Below are 14,435 nucleotides of genomic sequence, written 5' to 3'. Positions count from 1 at the left end.
TGAGACGTCGAACACCTCCCTCAACGGCACGGGAGCCTTGTCCGTTGCGGGCGGCTACGCCATCACTCGATCAGTGGCCACGCTGAAAGACCTCAATGAGTGCCATCAGGGCGGCAGCGTCCCTGGTCACAGACGAGTGATGAACCGGCCGTCGGGCAGTTTCCGAAGCCAGCCGCGGTCGGCCAGCCTGACCAGCTTCCCGCGCAACGGCTTTGTCATCTCAGGCCGCGAATGGGTCCGTTGCTGTACAGCGCTCCGATGTCGACCAGGAGGACATCGCGGCGCCGCCTGGCGGCTTCGATGACGTCGGGATGGAAGCCGTGCAGGGAGAACAGGGCGAGGACGGCGTCATGGGGTCGATGCCCCTGGTCGGCGAGGAGGGTACGGATGTGTTCGAGGCGCTCGAGGTCCTTGAGGCCGCGGGGTTGGACGGTGGCCTTGGCCTCGCCGATCAGGGCGATGGCGGCCCGGGGGCTTTGCGGGCGTTCGCCGGGGGCCAGGGCGAGCAGGTCGACCTCGTGCTTGGTCCGGGCGGCAGGGTCGGCGATCTCCGCTGTGCCCACCGCGCCGAGCGACAGCCCTGTCTCGTCGATCGCGAAGGAGCGGGCCCATTCGCGCGCGGTCTCCTCGAAGTGCGGGCCGAGGATCTTCGAGTGGTACGTCGGCCGGGACGACTGCCACACCTGGGCTCCGCGCCGCCGTTCCACCAGGTCCACGGTGGGCAGGGTGATCAGCTGGTTGAAGCGGATCACCGGGTCCGCCACGCTGATGACCGGGTGCCGCGCTTTCAGCAGGTCCTGTTCCTTGCGGACGTAGCCGGTGGACTCGAGCACCTCCAGCGGGGCGACCATGGCGGAGCGGGAGCGCTCCAGCATTGAGCCGACCTTTGCCGGGGTCGAGGCGCCCCTGGCCACGGCGGACAGCACGTCGTAGTACAGCGTGCGGTGGGTGATCCGCGGGTCCTCGCGCAGCAGGAACTCCGCCTCCACCCGTGAGTACAGGGCCCGTCCCGGGTCCAGCAGGGTGCGTTCCACCCAGGGGCCGTACTCCGCCTCGCTCTGCGGCACCGGCCCCGCGGCCAGAGGCCGGTAGCCGGGAGCGCCGCCCAGGACGGCGTCGACCTGCAGTGCCACTGCCGGGTCCTCGATTCCCCAGTGGGTGCGGGCGGTGCGGTAATCGAAGGCCGGCAGGCGCAGGTCCAGCACGGCTCGGCCGCGCAGCGGCTTGGTGCCGGACAACAGCTCGGACATCACGCTCATCGCCGAGCCGCACAGTACGATCCGGCCGCCGGGTGCCTTGCCGGACTGCGACTGGTCGTACAGCAGTTGCAAGAACCCGGGGATCTCCGGGGAATGCTGCATCAGATACGGCAGCTCGTCGATGACGATCAGCGGCGCCCCTGAGGCCCGGTTCACCACCTCCAGCGCGGCGGTGAGCACATCCCGCCAGTCGTCCAGCCGCATCGCCCCGGGCCGCACCCCCGCGTGTGCGGCGATCGCCTCGGTGAACCGGTGCAGCGCGGGCACCCGGCCTTCCTCCTGCACGGCGGTCAAGTACAGCCCGCCCACCGCCTCCGTGAGTGCCTCCAGCAGGAACGACTTCCCGTTCCGCCGCCGCCCCGAGACGATGGCCAGCCGCAGCTCGGTGGCTGGATCGGCGAGGAAGTCGTTCAGCAGTGCCCACTCGTGATGACGGTCCAGCAGCCGCTCCGGTTTTGCCTGCTGTCCAGGCATGCCTTCTCCAGATATGTTTAGATCAACCTTAACGAAATCGGTATGGATAGACCTTACCTGCGTAGGGCTGTGAGCGTAATGCTGCGGTGAGTCATACGCGGATCTCTTCTCGCCGAGAATGTCGCGGCTCCTGGCGGGCTCCGGCCCGGAGCCGCCGACCCAGGACTGCACCGCCATCCGCCTGCACGAGGCCGACGTCTGGCCGAGCCGGTGACCAAGCAGACCGGCGACAAGGTCTACGAGCAGTTCGTCGGCCTGTAGCTGAGCATCCGCGGCTGCCACTGCCGCCTGGGCGCTGGGGACGAGTTCGCCGTGTAAGTCACCGCGCTGCGCGCCGCCCAGAAACGCAGGCGGAACCTGATGCGCCTGATGGACGAACGCGGTCTGTGAGCCAGTCGGTGTCTCACACCCCTCCCGCCAGATCGGCCACCCGCGTGTAACGGAACCCCAGTGGTCGCGGAGGCATCCTGTCGGCGGCAAACACAGTCCCGAAGCGCCGCGACTCATCCAACTCCCGCGAGTCGGCATCGCCACGGTGCAGGGTATGGAGAGTGAGTCGGAGAGAACCGCCCAAGGTCGTCATCGAGTACGTCGTTGTGGATGGGCCCGAAGGTGAGCAGCTGGCCATGAGGCAGGGTGAAGCCATCCGCGAGGTCCTCGCATGGCTCTACATGCACCACGGCTCTGTGGAACGCAGCAAGGAACCAGATGGCAACACAGAGTCACCGCTCCACCCCTCAGGTCCGAGCGCATAAATCAGCGCGTCAAGACGCGCGAAAGCAGTGTTCCCATGTCCTGGGTATCCCAGGGCACTCACCTGCGCGGAAACCCGGACCGGCCCCGACCTGCGCAAAAGCGGAACAGCTGAGGGTCAGCCAGGAAAATCTGACTGGCCCTCAGCTGTCGAGTTACTCCAAAAGTGCACTGACCTGCAATTATGCCGCGCAGGCGAGTGCCCCCGGCGGGGGACACGGAACATGGGAACACGGAAAGCCGCTAGTAGAGGGCGGACAACTTGTGATCGAGACGGTTGTCCGGCTGAATATCGGTAGATCGTCGGCGAGTGGCCGCGGTGCACGGACCAAGCGCCCGCCATCGGACGAGCGGCTGAATTCGCCTCGGGCTGCAACGTAGCCCGCCTGCGCCCTTCGCCCATGCACGGCTCTCCGAGCTCAGGTAGCCCACGAATCTCGGCGATTCTTATAAATCTCGCACCGCATTTGAGGTAGAGCCTTTATAAGCCTGCTGTCGACTCCGGGAGGTCCCCTTGGTCCTGTCCCTCGTGACGCCGTCCCCTGAACCCGATGACGTACGGGCCCAGTTGGGCGGTATGGGGACCAGGTTGGAGTTCCTGCACGACGTACTGCGCGCAGGCGAGGTGGCGCGGCGCACTGCCTCCCCGATGACCCGACGGGAACAGCGGGCCGACGGGCCTGTGAGGCGCACGTGAGGACCGCGGGTTCACTGACGCGCAGGCCTCACCTTTGTGACTTGCCTGTCATGGAAAGAAGATTCCGGTGTCGACGCTCTCCAGAACAGCCGATGTCCGAAGTGGTCAGCTGCGCCGGTGCTTGATTCTCAACCGGCCGTACCCCATGGTTCCGGAGACTTGGATACGCGTTCCGTTCGCTTCGCTGGAGCGCGGAGAATTATAGACGGGCTGTTTCCAAGCGGCGTGCAGGCCCTCGAAGTTGACCGTCGCATCTGCCGGGACGACGACCCGGGCCCATCCGTACTGCAGATGGAGCTCGATGTCGACCACGGGGTACTCGATGACCGCTCGTGACAGGTCCAGGTACACCTTGGCCATCCTGGAGGTGACCTTGAAGTGCCGCGGCACCTGCCACCCGCCACGCCGCTGGATCAACCCGCCGACGGCGTTCACTGTGACAGTCGGGCCGGCATCTGGGTCGGGGAGTGATACCAGGGCCGACGTCAGTTCGCCGTGCGTCGTCGCGGTAAGCGCGGCCTGGAGCCGTGCGTCCATCTCTTCGGAGGGGATGTGCCCCTCGGCGAATGCGTCTTGGAGACGCTCAACGGCCGCGTCACGATCAGCTTCGGAAATCCGCGGCGGTAAGTTCTCTGGCACAGAGGACATGCGACAACCATAGCGTCGGTCGTGTCACATCCGTCCAGCGCTTCTTGGCCCCAACAGTCTGACCAGCCCTCGCACTTGGACGGACCCATCGCCAAAGCCAGTCGGCGTGCGAGGTGGCACGTACGCACCTGCGCCTCCGTCGGGTGCGAGGCCAGACATGGGCGCGATCCCGTAGTGACTGCAGATCAAGGCATGTTGACAGAGGGTCTGTCAGATTTTGCTTGAGATTTGACAAGAGATCCGCCTAGGGTTGTGCCGCACGCGGCGGATTGCTGTCAAGTTCTGTGACAACTTGCGGGGGGAGCTGGAATGGCCGACGTGCGCGGCAGGGAGCGCACCTCGGTGTCCGGAAGGCCGAGGGCGGGGCTCCGAGCCGGAGATCGAGACACCTCTCTCCGGGGGGTAGCTCTCTCCTCTCATCCCCCTTGACTTCCGTGAGCGGCGTTGGCCCAGCGGCCCGGTCGGCTCCCTGGAGGCCGTCCCGCCGACCAGTGGGACTCCCCTGCCCGGCCGACAAAGTCCCCGGCCCCCTTCGACACAGGAGTAACGAAGAATGGTGGATCTCCTCGGCGCGAGAAGTGTGTCCGAGATCTTCGCACTGCACGCACGCGAACGTGGGGACCGGCCCGCAGTCGCGATCGTCAGAGACCCCTCGGACCCGGCATCCGCCCAGTGGCTCAGCTACGCCCAACTGGACCAGGCCGCCCGTGTGTTCGCTCAGGAGCTGCTTCAGGTGTGCCCGGCCGGCTCGCGCGTGCTGTTGCTCCAGCCGACTTCGGCTGAGTTCGTCGCGTCCGTCCTCGGCTGCATCTACGCCGGCATGATCGCCGTGCCTTCCTCAATGCCCGGTCGCTACCAGCAGGATCAGCGGAGGGTGCTCGGCATCGCCCACGATGCTGCGGTCGGCTGTGTGCTGACCACGCTCGAGGAGCGTGAGGAGGTGGTCGACTGGGCAGAGCAGCAGGGCTTCACCATGCCGGTGCTCTCCTTACGGATCGATCCCGCGCGCCGTGCCGACGACGTGAGGGTCCACGAGGCCGACCAGGAGACCGTGGCAGTCCTGCAGTACACCTCCGGCTCCACGACCGACCCCAAGGGCAGCGTGGTCACCCACGGGAACCTGCTGGCGAACGCGGCGACGACAGCGGTGGCCTTCCCGCTGGAGGAGGGGGAGAGATTCGGCGGCTGGCTGCCGAACTACCACGACATGGGCCTGATCGGGCTGATCCTGTCGCCCCTGTTGGCCGGATGCGGCACTGCCCTGATGAGCCCTGCGGCCTTCCTACGTCGGCCCAGAGCTTGGCTCCAGCTGATCGAGAACTTCAACATAGCTCTCTCTGCCGCCCCGAACTTCGCCTATGACCTCTGTCTCAGCAAGGTGTCCGAGGACGATGCCCGTGGAGTCGACCTGTCGGGTTGGAAGTACGCCGTCAGTGGCTCGGAACCGATCAGCGCGCGCGTGCTCGACGACTTCGCCGCCCGGTTCGCGTCGGCCGGATTCAGGCCTGAGACCTTCGCGCCGAGCTTCGGCATGGCGGAAGCGACACTGCTCGTCTCTGCCACCCCGCGGCGTTCTCCAGTGGTCCTGCACTGTGATCCTGAGGCGCTGGAGCAGGACCGCGTGGAGCCGGCGGGCGACGGCACCGGCCGGGCCCTTGTCAGCTGCGGTGAACCACTGGACCTTGAAGTCCGGATCGTTGATCCGCAGACCCTTGAGGAACTTCCGCCCGGCAGGGTCGGGGAGATATGGCTGCGCGGGCAGTCCGTCGTGCAGGGCTACTGGCGCAACGACGTGGCGACCCAAGCGACGTTCGGCCAACTACTCGGCGGCGAGGAGGGCTTCCTGCGCACCGGAGACCTCGGCGTGCTCATCGGGGGCGAACTGTACGTAACCGGCCGCATCAAGGAAATGATGATCATCCGAGGCCGGAACATCTATCCCCACGACATAGAAGACGAACTACGTCAACACCATCAGCCGCTGCGGGACGTCGTCGGCTCGGTCGTGTCGGTGCCCACTGACCAAGGTGACGACGGACGCCTCGTGGTGATCCATGAGGTGCGCCGTCAGTCCCCCGAGCAGGAACTGTCCCAACTCGCGGCTCAGATGCGGACCACAGTGGCTCGTGAATTCGGCCTGCATGCCGATGCCGTGCTGATCCTGCGGCGCGGCGGAGTACGACGCACCACAAGCGGCAAGGTGCAACGGTCCGTGATGCGATCGCTATACGTCCAGGGTGAGTTGCAGCCGCTGTGGGCGGACGGCTACGTGCCGCGGGCCGAGCTGGCCGCGTCCGGAACGGGGGAGCCGAGGTGAGAACATCCGAGCTCGCCGCAGCAGTCGATGACTGGTCGATTTCGGGCGGCCCTTTTGATCCGGTCCTGCTGAACGCGCATGACGAGGCCGAGGCGTTTCCGGCCGAGGCGTGCGCGGCACTCGACCAGTGGGGCCTGCCGAGTTACTACGTCCCGATCTCGTTCGGAGGTCGGCTGGCACGTCTCGACGAGATGCATGCGCTGCTCCGAACCGTCGCGTCACGGGACCTGACCGTCGCGGTGGCGCACGGCAAGACCTTCCTCGGCGCCGCGTCGGTGTGGGTTTCGGGAGACAGCGACACAGCCGTCCGTCTCGCCCGGCACATTATGGCGGGCGAGGCCGTGGCCTGGGGACTCACCGAGCCGGGAGGGGGCAGCGACCTGCTCGCCGGTAGCTTGACGGCGACCCGGCAGGGATCGGGATGGCGTCTGTCCGGTCGGAAGTGGCCTGTGAACAACGCGTCTCGCGGGCGGTTCGTCACAGTTCTGGCGCGCACCGATCCCAAGGGCGGGCCGCGTGGATTCAGCGTCTTCCTCGTCGACAAGTCGGCCACTGCGCCCGGAGCCGTTCGGCCCTTGCCGAAGATGCCGACGCACGGCATTCGGGGCGCCGACATCAGTGGGGTGGAGTTCCGCGACGCTGATGTTCCTGGTCACGCGCTCGTCGGAGCTGTCGGCGGTGGGCTGGAACTCGTCCTCAAAGCACTGCAGTTGACCCGAATCGCGTGCGTCGCCCTCTCTCTCGGGGCCGGAGACCATGCCTTGGGACTGGCCCGGGGTTTCCTCCTCGAGCGCCGACTGCACGGGCGTGCTCTGGCGGAGCTGCCGCACGCGCGCGTCACCGCCGGCCAGGCTGTGGCCCGCCTGCTGCTCGCCGAGGTGGTCTCGTACACGGCCGCGCGGGCGGTCCACGAGATACCCGAGGAGTTGAGCGTCGTCTCCGCGGTCACCAAGGCGTTCGCACCGACTCTGGTCCAGGGCCAGCTCCGTCTCGTTGCCGAACTGCTCGGTGCTCGAAGCTTCTTGACAGAGGTGGAGGGCTACGGCGGCTTCGCGAAAGTCGAGCGGGACCACCAGATTGTCTCCATCTTCGACGGCAGTACGTGGGTGAACCGCAGCGCGCTCGCATCGAGCCTCCCACTGCTCCGTCCCGGCCGCCGCCTGGTGTCGACGGCCCGCCGCCCGGTGAGCGAGTGGTTGTCGGATGAGGCGGACCTCGCTCCCCTTGATCCGCTCCGACTCGGTGTGATGGCACGTGACGATTCGATACTGAGCAGCCTGGGCGACCTCGTGGCCCGGCTCGCGGCCGATCCATCCGGCGGTGCCGACCGCCTCGCCGCCGAACTACTCGACGCTTACAACGAGTTGACTGAGCGCATCACCCGACTTCGTCCGACTGCCGGACCTCCCGACACCCACACGATGCGGCTCGCGGAACGCTACGAGTGGTGCTTTGCAGGCGCCGCGGCGATCGCGCTGTGGATCGCGAACCCGCAGTACCACGACCGTGGCATGTGGCGTGAAGGGACGTGGCTGCGCGGCTGTCTCGCTCTCGTCCTGAACGGCCTCGGACTTCGGACTCCGGAGGCCAACCGTGTCTTCGACGAACTCTGTGACCACCTGCTGAGCGACGAGGGTGCCTACATCTCGCTGCTGCACAGATCGACGGTGGTGCCCGTATGAGCGACATCCGGACCGACGCCGGTACGCGTATGGAGGCGTTGGAAGAGAAGCTGGGAGATCCCTGGGATCCGGCCAACTCGGCGGGGTTCGCAGCCATCGTGGCCGCAGACGAGCATGAGGAGACCCCGAAGGGCGGCAGGGCTGCTCTTGACGATTTCGGGATCCTCGCCGAGTTCGTGCCCAGCAGTCTGGGTGGCCGGCTCGAACGAGTGGATCACCTGGTCGAGTTGATGCGCTCGGTCTACCGGCGCGATCCGAGCCTGGGGCTGGGCCACTGCTCCAGTTCACTGCTCGGCGCGGTCAACGTGTGGACCGCAGGCACCCCCGAGCAACGCCGCTACGCAGCCGACCTGCTGCTGGGCGGCAACAAGATCTCGTGCGCATTTCATGAGCTTGCGCACGGCAATGACATCGGCTCCGTCGAGTTCGCGGCCACCCCCGCAGACGGCAGGCTCCTGCTGAACGGCCGCAAGGAGTCGATCACCAATCTGGACCGGGCCGACGCCGTGGTGTTCCTGGCCCGCACCGACCCCGCCGGTGGTCCGCGCTCCAGCTCGCAGCTGTTCGTGCCGGTGTCGAGCCTTGACCCGGAGCGGACCCGGTTCCTCCCGCGATTCCGTTCGGTCGGCATGCGCGGCGTGCGTCTGGGCGGGATCACCGTGGACGACTGTCCCGTGGATGCGGCCGCACTGCTCGGCGCCCGCGGTACCGGCATGGAGACGATTGCACGCGCCTTCCAACTGACCCGCATCGCACTGCCGGCGATGAGCACCGCGATGTTGGACACCGCACTGCGCGTCACGCTGCACCACGTGCTCAGGCGTCGGCTCTACGGCCGGGGAGTCGCGGACATCCCCATGGTGCGCACGACCCTGGCCAACGCGTTCGCCGACCTGCTGCTGTGCGAGGCATTCGCAGCAGCGGCTGCCCGCTCCCTGCACGTGCTGCCGGAGCTCGGCAGCGTGTACGCCCCCGCCGTGAAGTACCTCCTGGCCGGGGTTCTGCTCGACGCAGTCGAACAGCTCTCACTCGTGATGGGAGCCGAGTTCTACCGCCGCGACGGAGAGCACGCGGTGTTCCAGAAGATGACCCGGGACATCAAGCCGGTCGCCTTCGGACACATCGCGCGCGCGGCCTGTCTGTCCGCGATGCTGCCGCAGCTCCCCGTACTCGCCCGCCGCGCGTGGCGGGACGCCGCACCGGCCCCCGCTGCGCTGTTCGCTCCGGACGGCGAACTGCCACCACTCGATCTGGCGGGGCTTCGGATCGCCGTGGGCAGACAGGACGGGCTGGCCGGAACTCTCGGCGTCGCACTCGACGACGACCTCCCGGCGCCGCTGCGTCCCGTGGTCGATGCCCACGCGAGGCGTCTGGAAATGCTCGCTGAAGCCTGCGCGGGACTCAGGCCGCGGGACCTGTCGATCGCCGCCTCGGTCGAGGTACGTGACCTCGCGGCCGGATACGCCTCGGTGCTCGCCGCCGCCGCGAGTGTCGGAACCTGGCAGCACGCGACACCTGGCGGCTTCCTCGCCCGGCCCGAGTGGCTGGTCGCCGCACTGACCCGACTCACAGGCCGGGCCCTCGGACAGCCCGAGGACGTGCCGACCGAGGTGGAGGGAGCGCTCCTCGAGGAACTGCTGGACCGCCATGACCGCACAGCGAGCTTCGGGGTGTCGGCACGCCGATACCGGTGAACAGAACAATTCCGCTCGGAACAATGCGTCAACTTTCAGCTTCTTGAGGAGTAACCAGATGGACAAGATGGACAAGCCCGGCTCCATGTCTCTCGAAGAACTGGAGAACTGGCTCGTCGAGTGCGTCGGTGAGTACGTGCCCGATCTGGACGAACCGGTCGACCCTGGCCAGCAACTCGGGGAGTACGGACTCGACTCCATCGCGGTAGTGGCCTTCACAGCAGACGTGGAGGACCGGCTCGGGATCCAGGTGAACCCGACTGCGGTATGGGACCACCCGACGGTCGCGCAGCTCGCCAAGTACCTGCTGACGGAGAGAGAACGGCAGCAGACAGCGACAGCCTGACAACGATCTTTCACGCCTCAAGGAGAGGACTGCCCAGTATGGCTGAGCTGAAGAATGTGGCAGGCAAGCGACTGACCGTGTCCCGCAACCCCGCTGACCTGGCCGACGTTGTCGCGGAGCGGGAACTGGACGACGCGGACGGGCTGGTGGGAGCAGCCCGGTCTGCTCACGAGGCCCAGTCGGCGTGGGCAGAGTGGCCTGCGCCGCTACGCGGTCGGGTGGTGCAGAACGTGGGGCGGCTCGTGGCCTCCAACAAGGAGGCGCTGGCCGAGCTGATCACCCGGGAAATAGGCAAGCCGTTCGGGGAGTCCCTGGGAGAGGTGCAGGAGGTCATCGACACTTGCGACTTCTTCCTGGGCGAGGGGCGTCGGCTGTACGGGCAGACCGTGCCCAGCGAAATGCCGGACAAGCAACTGTTCACCTATCGCAAACCGCTGGGCACCGCCGCGGTGATCACGGCGGCGAACTTTCCGGCCGCGGTGCCTGCCTGGTACCTCGTACCGGCTCTGCTCTGCGGCAACACCGTGGTGTGGAAGCCCTCGGAATCCGCGGTCGCCGTCGCGGAGGCGCTCCTCGGACTCTTCCGCGCCGGCGGGGTGCCCGAGGACGTGCTGCGCCTCGTGCACGCCGATGGCGATGCCACGTACGAGGGGCTTGAGCGGGCACTGGCGGAGGGCCTCGTCCAGAAGATCGGCTTCACGGGGTCGACCGCTGCTGGTCGCAGGGTGAGCGAGCTGGCCGGGCGACACCTTCAGTCCCCGTGCCTGGAGCTGGGTGGCAAGAACCCGCTCGTCGTCGCGGAGGACGCCGACCTCGAACTTGCCGTCCAGGGAGCGGCGTTCAGCGGGTTCGCCACTGCCGGCCAGCGCTGCACCTCGCTGGGCGCGGTGATCGCGCATCGCGATGTGCATGATGAGTTCCTCACCCGATTCAGCGCGGCCGTCGAGGACCTTGTGATCGGTGATCCGCGCCAGGACGACGTTTTTTACGGACCCGTCATCGGCGAGCGGTACCTGGAGGATTTCCTGGCTTCACTGCAGCTCGTGCGACCGCATCACACGCTCTCCGGGTCCAGTGCCACCGGCCGGATCACGACGGGCAGTCCCCGCAAGGGCTTTGTGGGCGACCCGGACGCCGGAGTGTATGCGCACCCGGTCATCGTGGCCGGAGTGCGACAGGACGACGAGCTGTACCGGACCGAGACCTTCGGGCCGCTCGTGTCGGTCATGCAGTACGACACGTTCGATGAGGCCGTCGCGCTCGCCAACGGACACGGATACGGGCTCTCGGCCGCGGTCTACACCGGTTCGGCGCGTACGGCGTTCTCCTTCCGCGAGCGGTGCACGGCAGGCATGGTCAGCGTGAACAACTCGACAGTGGGTGCAGAGGCGCACCTGCCATTCGGCGGCAACGGCCTTTCGGGTAATGGAAGTCGGCAGTCGGGCATCTGGGTCCTCGACCAGTTCACGTCGTGGCAATCGTTGAACTGGGACTACGCCGGTACCTTGCAGCGCGCTCAGATGGACGTCCGTGATATCGACGCGGACTTCGGCTTCCGGCTTTCCTGACCGACGTACTGGAACCGCGACGGGGCGGCCGGAGCCCGAAAGTGCTCCGGCCGCCCCGTCGTGCGGAGGGAGGACGGAGGGGCGACGGTGGCCACGGTCAGTTCGCGCGCACCGTCACGTCACCGATCTTTGTCCTGGCATTCACGTTCGTGCCGGAGGAAGAGTCCTGGTCCACCGTCACTTTCCGGTCGCCGATCTTGGTCTCCGCGTTCACGGCGAACGGGCCCGCGTCCTCGGGGAGATGTAGGTCTACGTCGCCTGTCTTGGAGACAGCCGTCAGTTTCTTGAACGCTTCGATGTCCTCGACCAGGACGTCACCGAGCTTGGTCGTGGCCTCAGCGGTGTCGAATGTGACGTCCTTGAGCGTGATGGCGCCGGTCTTGCTGGCGGCGACGACGCGGTTGCCGGTGATGTGCTCCAAGCTGACACTGCCCATCTGGGTACGGCCCTCCACCGAGGCCTGTACGCCTTGCACGGAGACGTCGCCCATCCTCGTCTCCACCTTGACAGCGGTGCCGGCCGGCACCGTCAGGCGGTAGTCCGACGCGCATTTGCCCATGCCCTCACCACAGCGGGTGGTCACGTGCAGGGTGTCTCCTTCCTGCTTGATCGTCTCGTCGGGCGAGCGCAGCGACCTGGTCAGCTTCTTGTGTAACTCCGGCTTCTCTCCTCGTCCGACCACGTCGACCTGGATGTCGCCGCTGTCGATGGCGAGCTCCACGTTCCGCACCGAGGTGCTGATCGCGGCGGAGCCCGACTCGGTGTCGGTGACCAGGAACATCAGCAAATACCACGCGGCTCCGCCAACCAGCGAGACGCCAGTCAGAATCGCGAGGATGCGGATCACGCGCCGCAGCACAGAGCGCCTGGGGCGGCTTGATGGACGAGGGCCCGAGCGGGTCGAGTCAATGGTGTCGTACATCTCTGGCTCCGGTTTCCGTGGGGTCACAGGTCGGTGAAGGGAGAGGGGCGGCAGGCGACGATATGGCTGCGCCGACCCTGACCCGAAGAGACGAGCGCAGGAGGCTCACGCGTGGGGGTTGGCCAGGGAGTCGAGGTACTGCAAAACAGCTCGTACGCGACGGTTCCCCTCATCATCAGGAAGGAGATCGAGCTTGGTGAAGATGGCGCGGATATGCTTCTCGACGGAGCGCTCGGTGATGAACAGACGGCTCGCGAGGCCGCTGTTGCTGAGCCCTTCGGCCATGAGGGCGAGCACTTCCTGTTCACGCGGGGTGAGTGCCCCCAGGCCGCTGTCGTCTTTCTGATGACTCGCGAAGATCTGGCTGACCACTTCGGAATCCAGGGCTGTGCTGCCGCCGGCGACTCGGTGCAGGGTGGCCACGAATTCGTCCACGTCGGCCACGCGGTCTTTGAGTAGATAGCCGATGCCCGCGCTTCCGTGCGCGAGGAGCTTGGAGGCGTACCGGGCCTCCACGTACTGGGACAGGACGAGGATGGGCCGGTCGGGGTCCGAGGCCCGGATCGTCAGCGCGGCGCGCAGCCCTTCGTCCGTGTGGGTGGGTGGCATGCGGACATCCACGACGCACAGGTCCGGATCGAGGTCGGCGACCAGTGCGAGCAGCTCATCGGCGTCCCCGGCCTGTCCGACGACGTCGATGTCCTCGTCCATGAGGAGTTTGGCGAGACCGGTGCGCAGCAGGACGGAGTCCTCCGCGATGACGACGCGCAACATGTCTGCTACGCCCTCCAGGGAAGAGTGACGTCGACGACCGTCGGGCCGCCGAACGGGCTGGAGAGCGTGAGATGTCCGTCAACCGCACGGACCCTGTCCCGCAGCCCGTGGATGCCTGATCCCCGGTCGGCATCGGCACCGCCGATGCCGTCGTCGCTGACCCTGAGCCGTAACAGGTCGTCCTCCCGGTAGATCTTCACCGTCGCCCGGTCCGCACCGGCGTGCTTGGTGATGTTGGTGAGAAGCTCGGAGACCACGTAGTAAGCGACTGCCTCGGCCCGTGGGCTGGGACGCTCAGGCAACTGCACGGTGAGCTCGACAGGGACGGGACAGCGGGCCGCGATCGCCGCCAGAGCGGGCTCCATGCCCTGCTCGGTGAGGATGGCCGGGTGCAGACCGCGAGTGACGTCACGCAGCTCCTGCATAGCAGCCTTGGCCTCCTCGTGTGCGGTCGTCAGCAGGTGTCGCGCTTTGTCCGGGTCCTGATCGAAACGGGACTTGGCCCTGCCCAGGCTCATCGCAACCGACAGTAGCCGCTGCTGTGCACCGTCGTGAAGGTCGCGCTCGATGCGCTGCCGCTCCTGCTCGGCGGCATCGACCATCCGCGAGCGGCTGTCCTCCAGGTCCATCATCCGGCGGACGAGATGGTCGACCTGGTTCGCGCCGAGCATACGGATGGCCAGGTCGGATTCGGCCCGAGCCAGCGGTCTGCCGAGCCACAGCCCGGCCATGAGCAATGCCAGACCGGCGACACCCGCGGACGTTGCGCCGAGCACGGTCCCGATGTCGACACCAAGCAGTGAAGCCCCGTCCGGCAGTAGAGGACTGAGCAGAGGCAGCAGGAGGAGCAGCAGGCCGGCTGCAAGCACCATCATCACCAGGCCACCCGCACCCATGGCCCACAGCAACATGACCACCGTGAAGCTCAGTTCACGCCAGGCACGTCGGCCGAAGAGCCGCCCCAGACGGTCCTTCCAGCCGCTGCTGGGGGAAGCGACCGGCATGTCGATCTCCAACTCCCGCAAAAAGTAAAGACGTTGGCGATCGAATCGGGCGATCCAGCCGGCCAGCATCATCGCCAGGGGCAGGAGCGGCAGGCCGATCAGAAGCAGCGGGGTCAGGGCCGCGCCCGTCAGGAACAGCACCATGGGCACGCAGTACAGCGGTGACATCGCCAGCGTGGTCAGCAGCTGCAGGAGGTCGTCGCGTACGTCTCGGGCGAGCAGGCGTCGCGCGACGCGGTACAGCGCCGCTCGGATCCGCGGTGGTCTCAACCTCATAGCACTTCCCGGTCTCGGCTC

General features: G+C 66.9%; 10 protein-coding genes. 5 read left to right on the top strand and 5 right to left on the bottom strand.

Features of this window, described 5'->3' with window-relative positions:
• Positions 1–215 precede the first annotated feature (215 nt).
• Positions 216–1,733, bottom strand: a complete 1,518-nt coding sequence (locus tag ACFYO0_RS39700) for an ATP-binding protein (RefSeq protein ID WP_388686215.1) — start codon at positions 1,731–1,733, stop codon at positions 216–218.
• 1,555 nt (positions 1,734–3,288) lie between these two features.
• The gene (locus ACFYO0_RS39695) at positions 3,289–3,831 is read right to left on the bottom strand and encodes a DUF1707 domain-containing protein (protein WP_388686213.1); all 543 of its coding nucleotides are present in this window, start codon (positions 3,829–3,831) and stop codon (positions 3,289–3,291) included.
• Positions 3,832–4,384: 553 nt separating this feature from the next.
• On the opposite strand from ACFYO0_RS39695, the gene ACFYO0_RS39690 reads away from it, so the two are divergent.
• From ACFYO0_RS39690 to ACFYO0_RS39670, 5 genes are read left to right on the top strand one after another with little or no spacing between them, the layout of a single operon-like run.
• Positions 4,385–6,148 (top strand): fatty acyl-AMP ligase, encoded by a 1,764-nt coding sequence (locus ACFYO0_RS39690; protein ID WP_388686211.1) that lies wholly within the window; start codon positions 4,385–4,387, stop codon positions 6,146–6,148.
• Positions 6,145–7,830 (top strand): acyl-CoA dehydrogenase family protein, encoded by a 1,686-nt coding sequence (locus ACFYO0_RS39685; protein WP_388686209.1) that lies wholly within the window; start codon positions 6,145–6,147, stop codon positions 7,828–7,830. Before ACFYO0_RS39690 ends, ACFYO0_RS39685 begins: the two co-directional genes overlap by 4 nt.
• Entirely contained in the window at positions 7,827–9,524 is a 1,698-nt protein-coding gene (locus ACFYO0_RS39680; protein ID WP_388686207.1) for an acyl-CoA dehydrogenase, read from the top strand. Before ACFYO0_RS39685 ends, ACFYO0_RS39680 begins: the two co-directional genes overlap by 4 nt.
• Before the next feature lie 58 nt (positions 9,525–9,582).
• A complete protein-coding gene (locus tag ACFYO0_RS39675; RefSeq protein WP_388686205.1) occupies positions 9,583–9,870 on the top strand; it encodes an acyl carrier protein in 288 nt (95 codons plus the stop codon).
• Between the two features lie 38 nt (positions 9,871–9,908).
• Positions 9,909–11,438 carry an aldehyde dehydrogenase family protein gene (locus ACFYO0_RS39670; RefSeq protein ID WP_388686203.1) on the top strand — a complete coding sequence of 510 codons (1,530 nt, stop codon included), beginning with the start codon at positions 9,909–9,911 and terminating at the stop codon, positions 11,436–11,438.
• Positions 11,439–11,535: 97 nt separating this feature from the next.
• Here the strand turns inward: ACFYO0_RS39670 and ACFYO0_RS39665 are convergent, their stop codons facing one another.
• The 3 genes from ACFYO0_RS39665 to ACFYO0_RS39655 form a co-directional block, all read right to left on the bottom strand.
• Positions 11,536–12,285, bottom strand: a complete 750-nt coding sequence (locus tag ACFYO0_RS39665; protein WP_388686201.1) for a DUF4097 family beta strand repeat-containing protein — start codon at positions 12,283–12,285, stop codon at positions 11,536–11,538.
• A 180-nt stretch (positions 12,286–12,465) separates the two neighbouring features.
• Positions 12,466–13,134, bottom strand: coding sequence for a response regulator (locus ACFYO0_RS39660; protein ID WP_388686199.1), 669 nt, complete (start codon positions 13,132–13,134; stop codon positions 12,466–12,468).
• A 5-nt stretch (positions 13,135–13,139) separates the two neighbouring features.
• Positions 13,140–14,414, bottom strand: coding sequence for a sensor domain-containing protein (locus ACFYO0_RS39655; protein WP_388686197.1), 1,275 nt, complete (start codon positions 14,412–14,414; stop codon positions 13,140–13,142).
• Between the last annotated feature and the right edge of the window lie 21 nt (positions 14,415–14,435).

The sequence above is a fragment of the Streptomyces sp. NPDC006365 genome, from assembly GCF_042870755.1.
GTDB lineage: Bacteria > Actinomycetota > Actinomycetes > Streptomycetales > Streptomycetaceae > Streptomyces > Streptomyces xiangluensis.
Note: the sequence above shows the minus strand (reverse complement) of the source record. Positions and strands in the feature narration are given on the sequence as shown.

Bases quoted from the DNA above. Each gene is read 5' to 3' on its own strand.
- ACFYO0_RS39670 (WP_388686203.1), top strand. From the start codon at position 9,909: ATGGCTGAGCTGAAGAATGTGGCAGGCAAGCGACTGACCGTGTCCCGC.
- ACFYO0_RS39655 (WP_388686197.1), bottom strand. From the start codon at position 14,414: ATGAGGTTGAGACCACCGCGGATCCGAGCGGCGCTGTACCGCGTCGCG.
- ACFYO0_RS39680 (WP_388686207.1), top strand. From the start codon at position 7,827: ATGAGCGACATCCGGACCGACGCCGGTACGCGTATGGAGGCGTTGGAA.
- ACFYO0_RS39695 (WP_388686213.1), bottom strand. From the start codon at position 3,831: ATGTCCTCTGTGCCAGAGAACTTACCGCCGCGGATTTCCGAAGCTGAT.
- ACFYO0_RS39690 (WP_388686211.1), top strand. From the start codon at position 4,385: ATGGTGGATCTCCTCGGCGCGAGAAGTGTGTCCGAGATCTTCGCACTG.
- ACFYO0_RS39700 (WP_388686215.1), bottom strand. From the start codon at position 1,733: ATGCCTGGACAGCAGGCAAAACCGGAGCGGCTGCTGGACCGTCATCAC.
- ACFYO0_RS39660 (WP_388686199.1), bottom strand. From the start codon at position 13,134: ATGTTGCGCGTCGTCATCGCGGAGGACTCCGTCCTGCTGCGCACCGGT.
- ACFYO0_RS39675 (WP_388686205.1), top strand. From the start codon at position 9,583: ATGGACAAGATGGACAAGCCCGGCTCCATGTCTCTCGAAGAACTGGAG.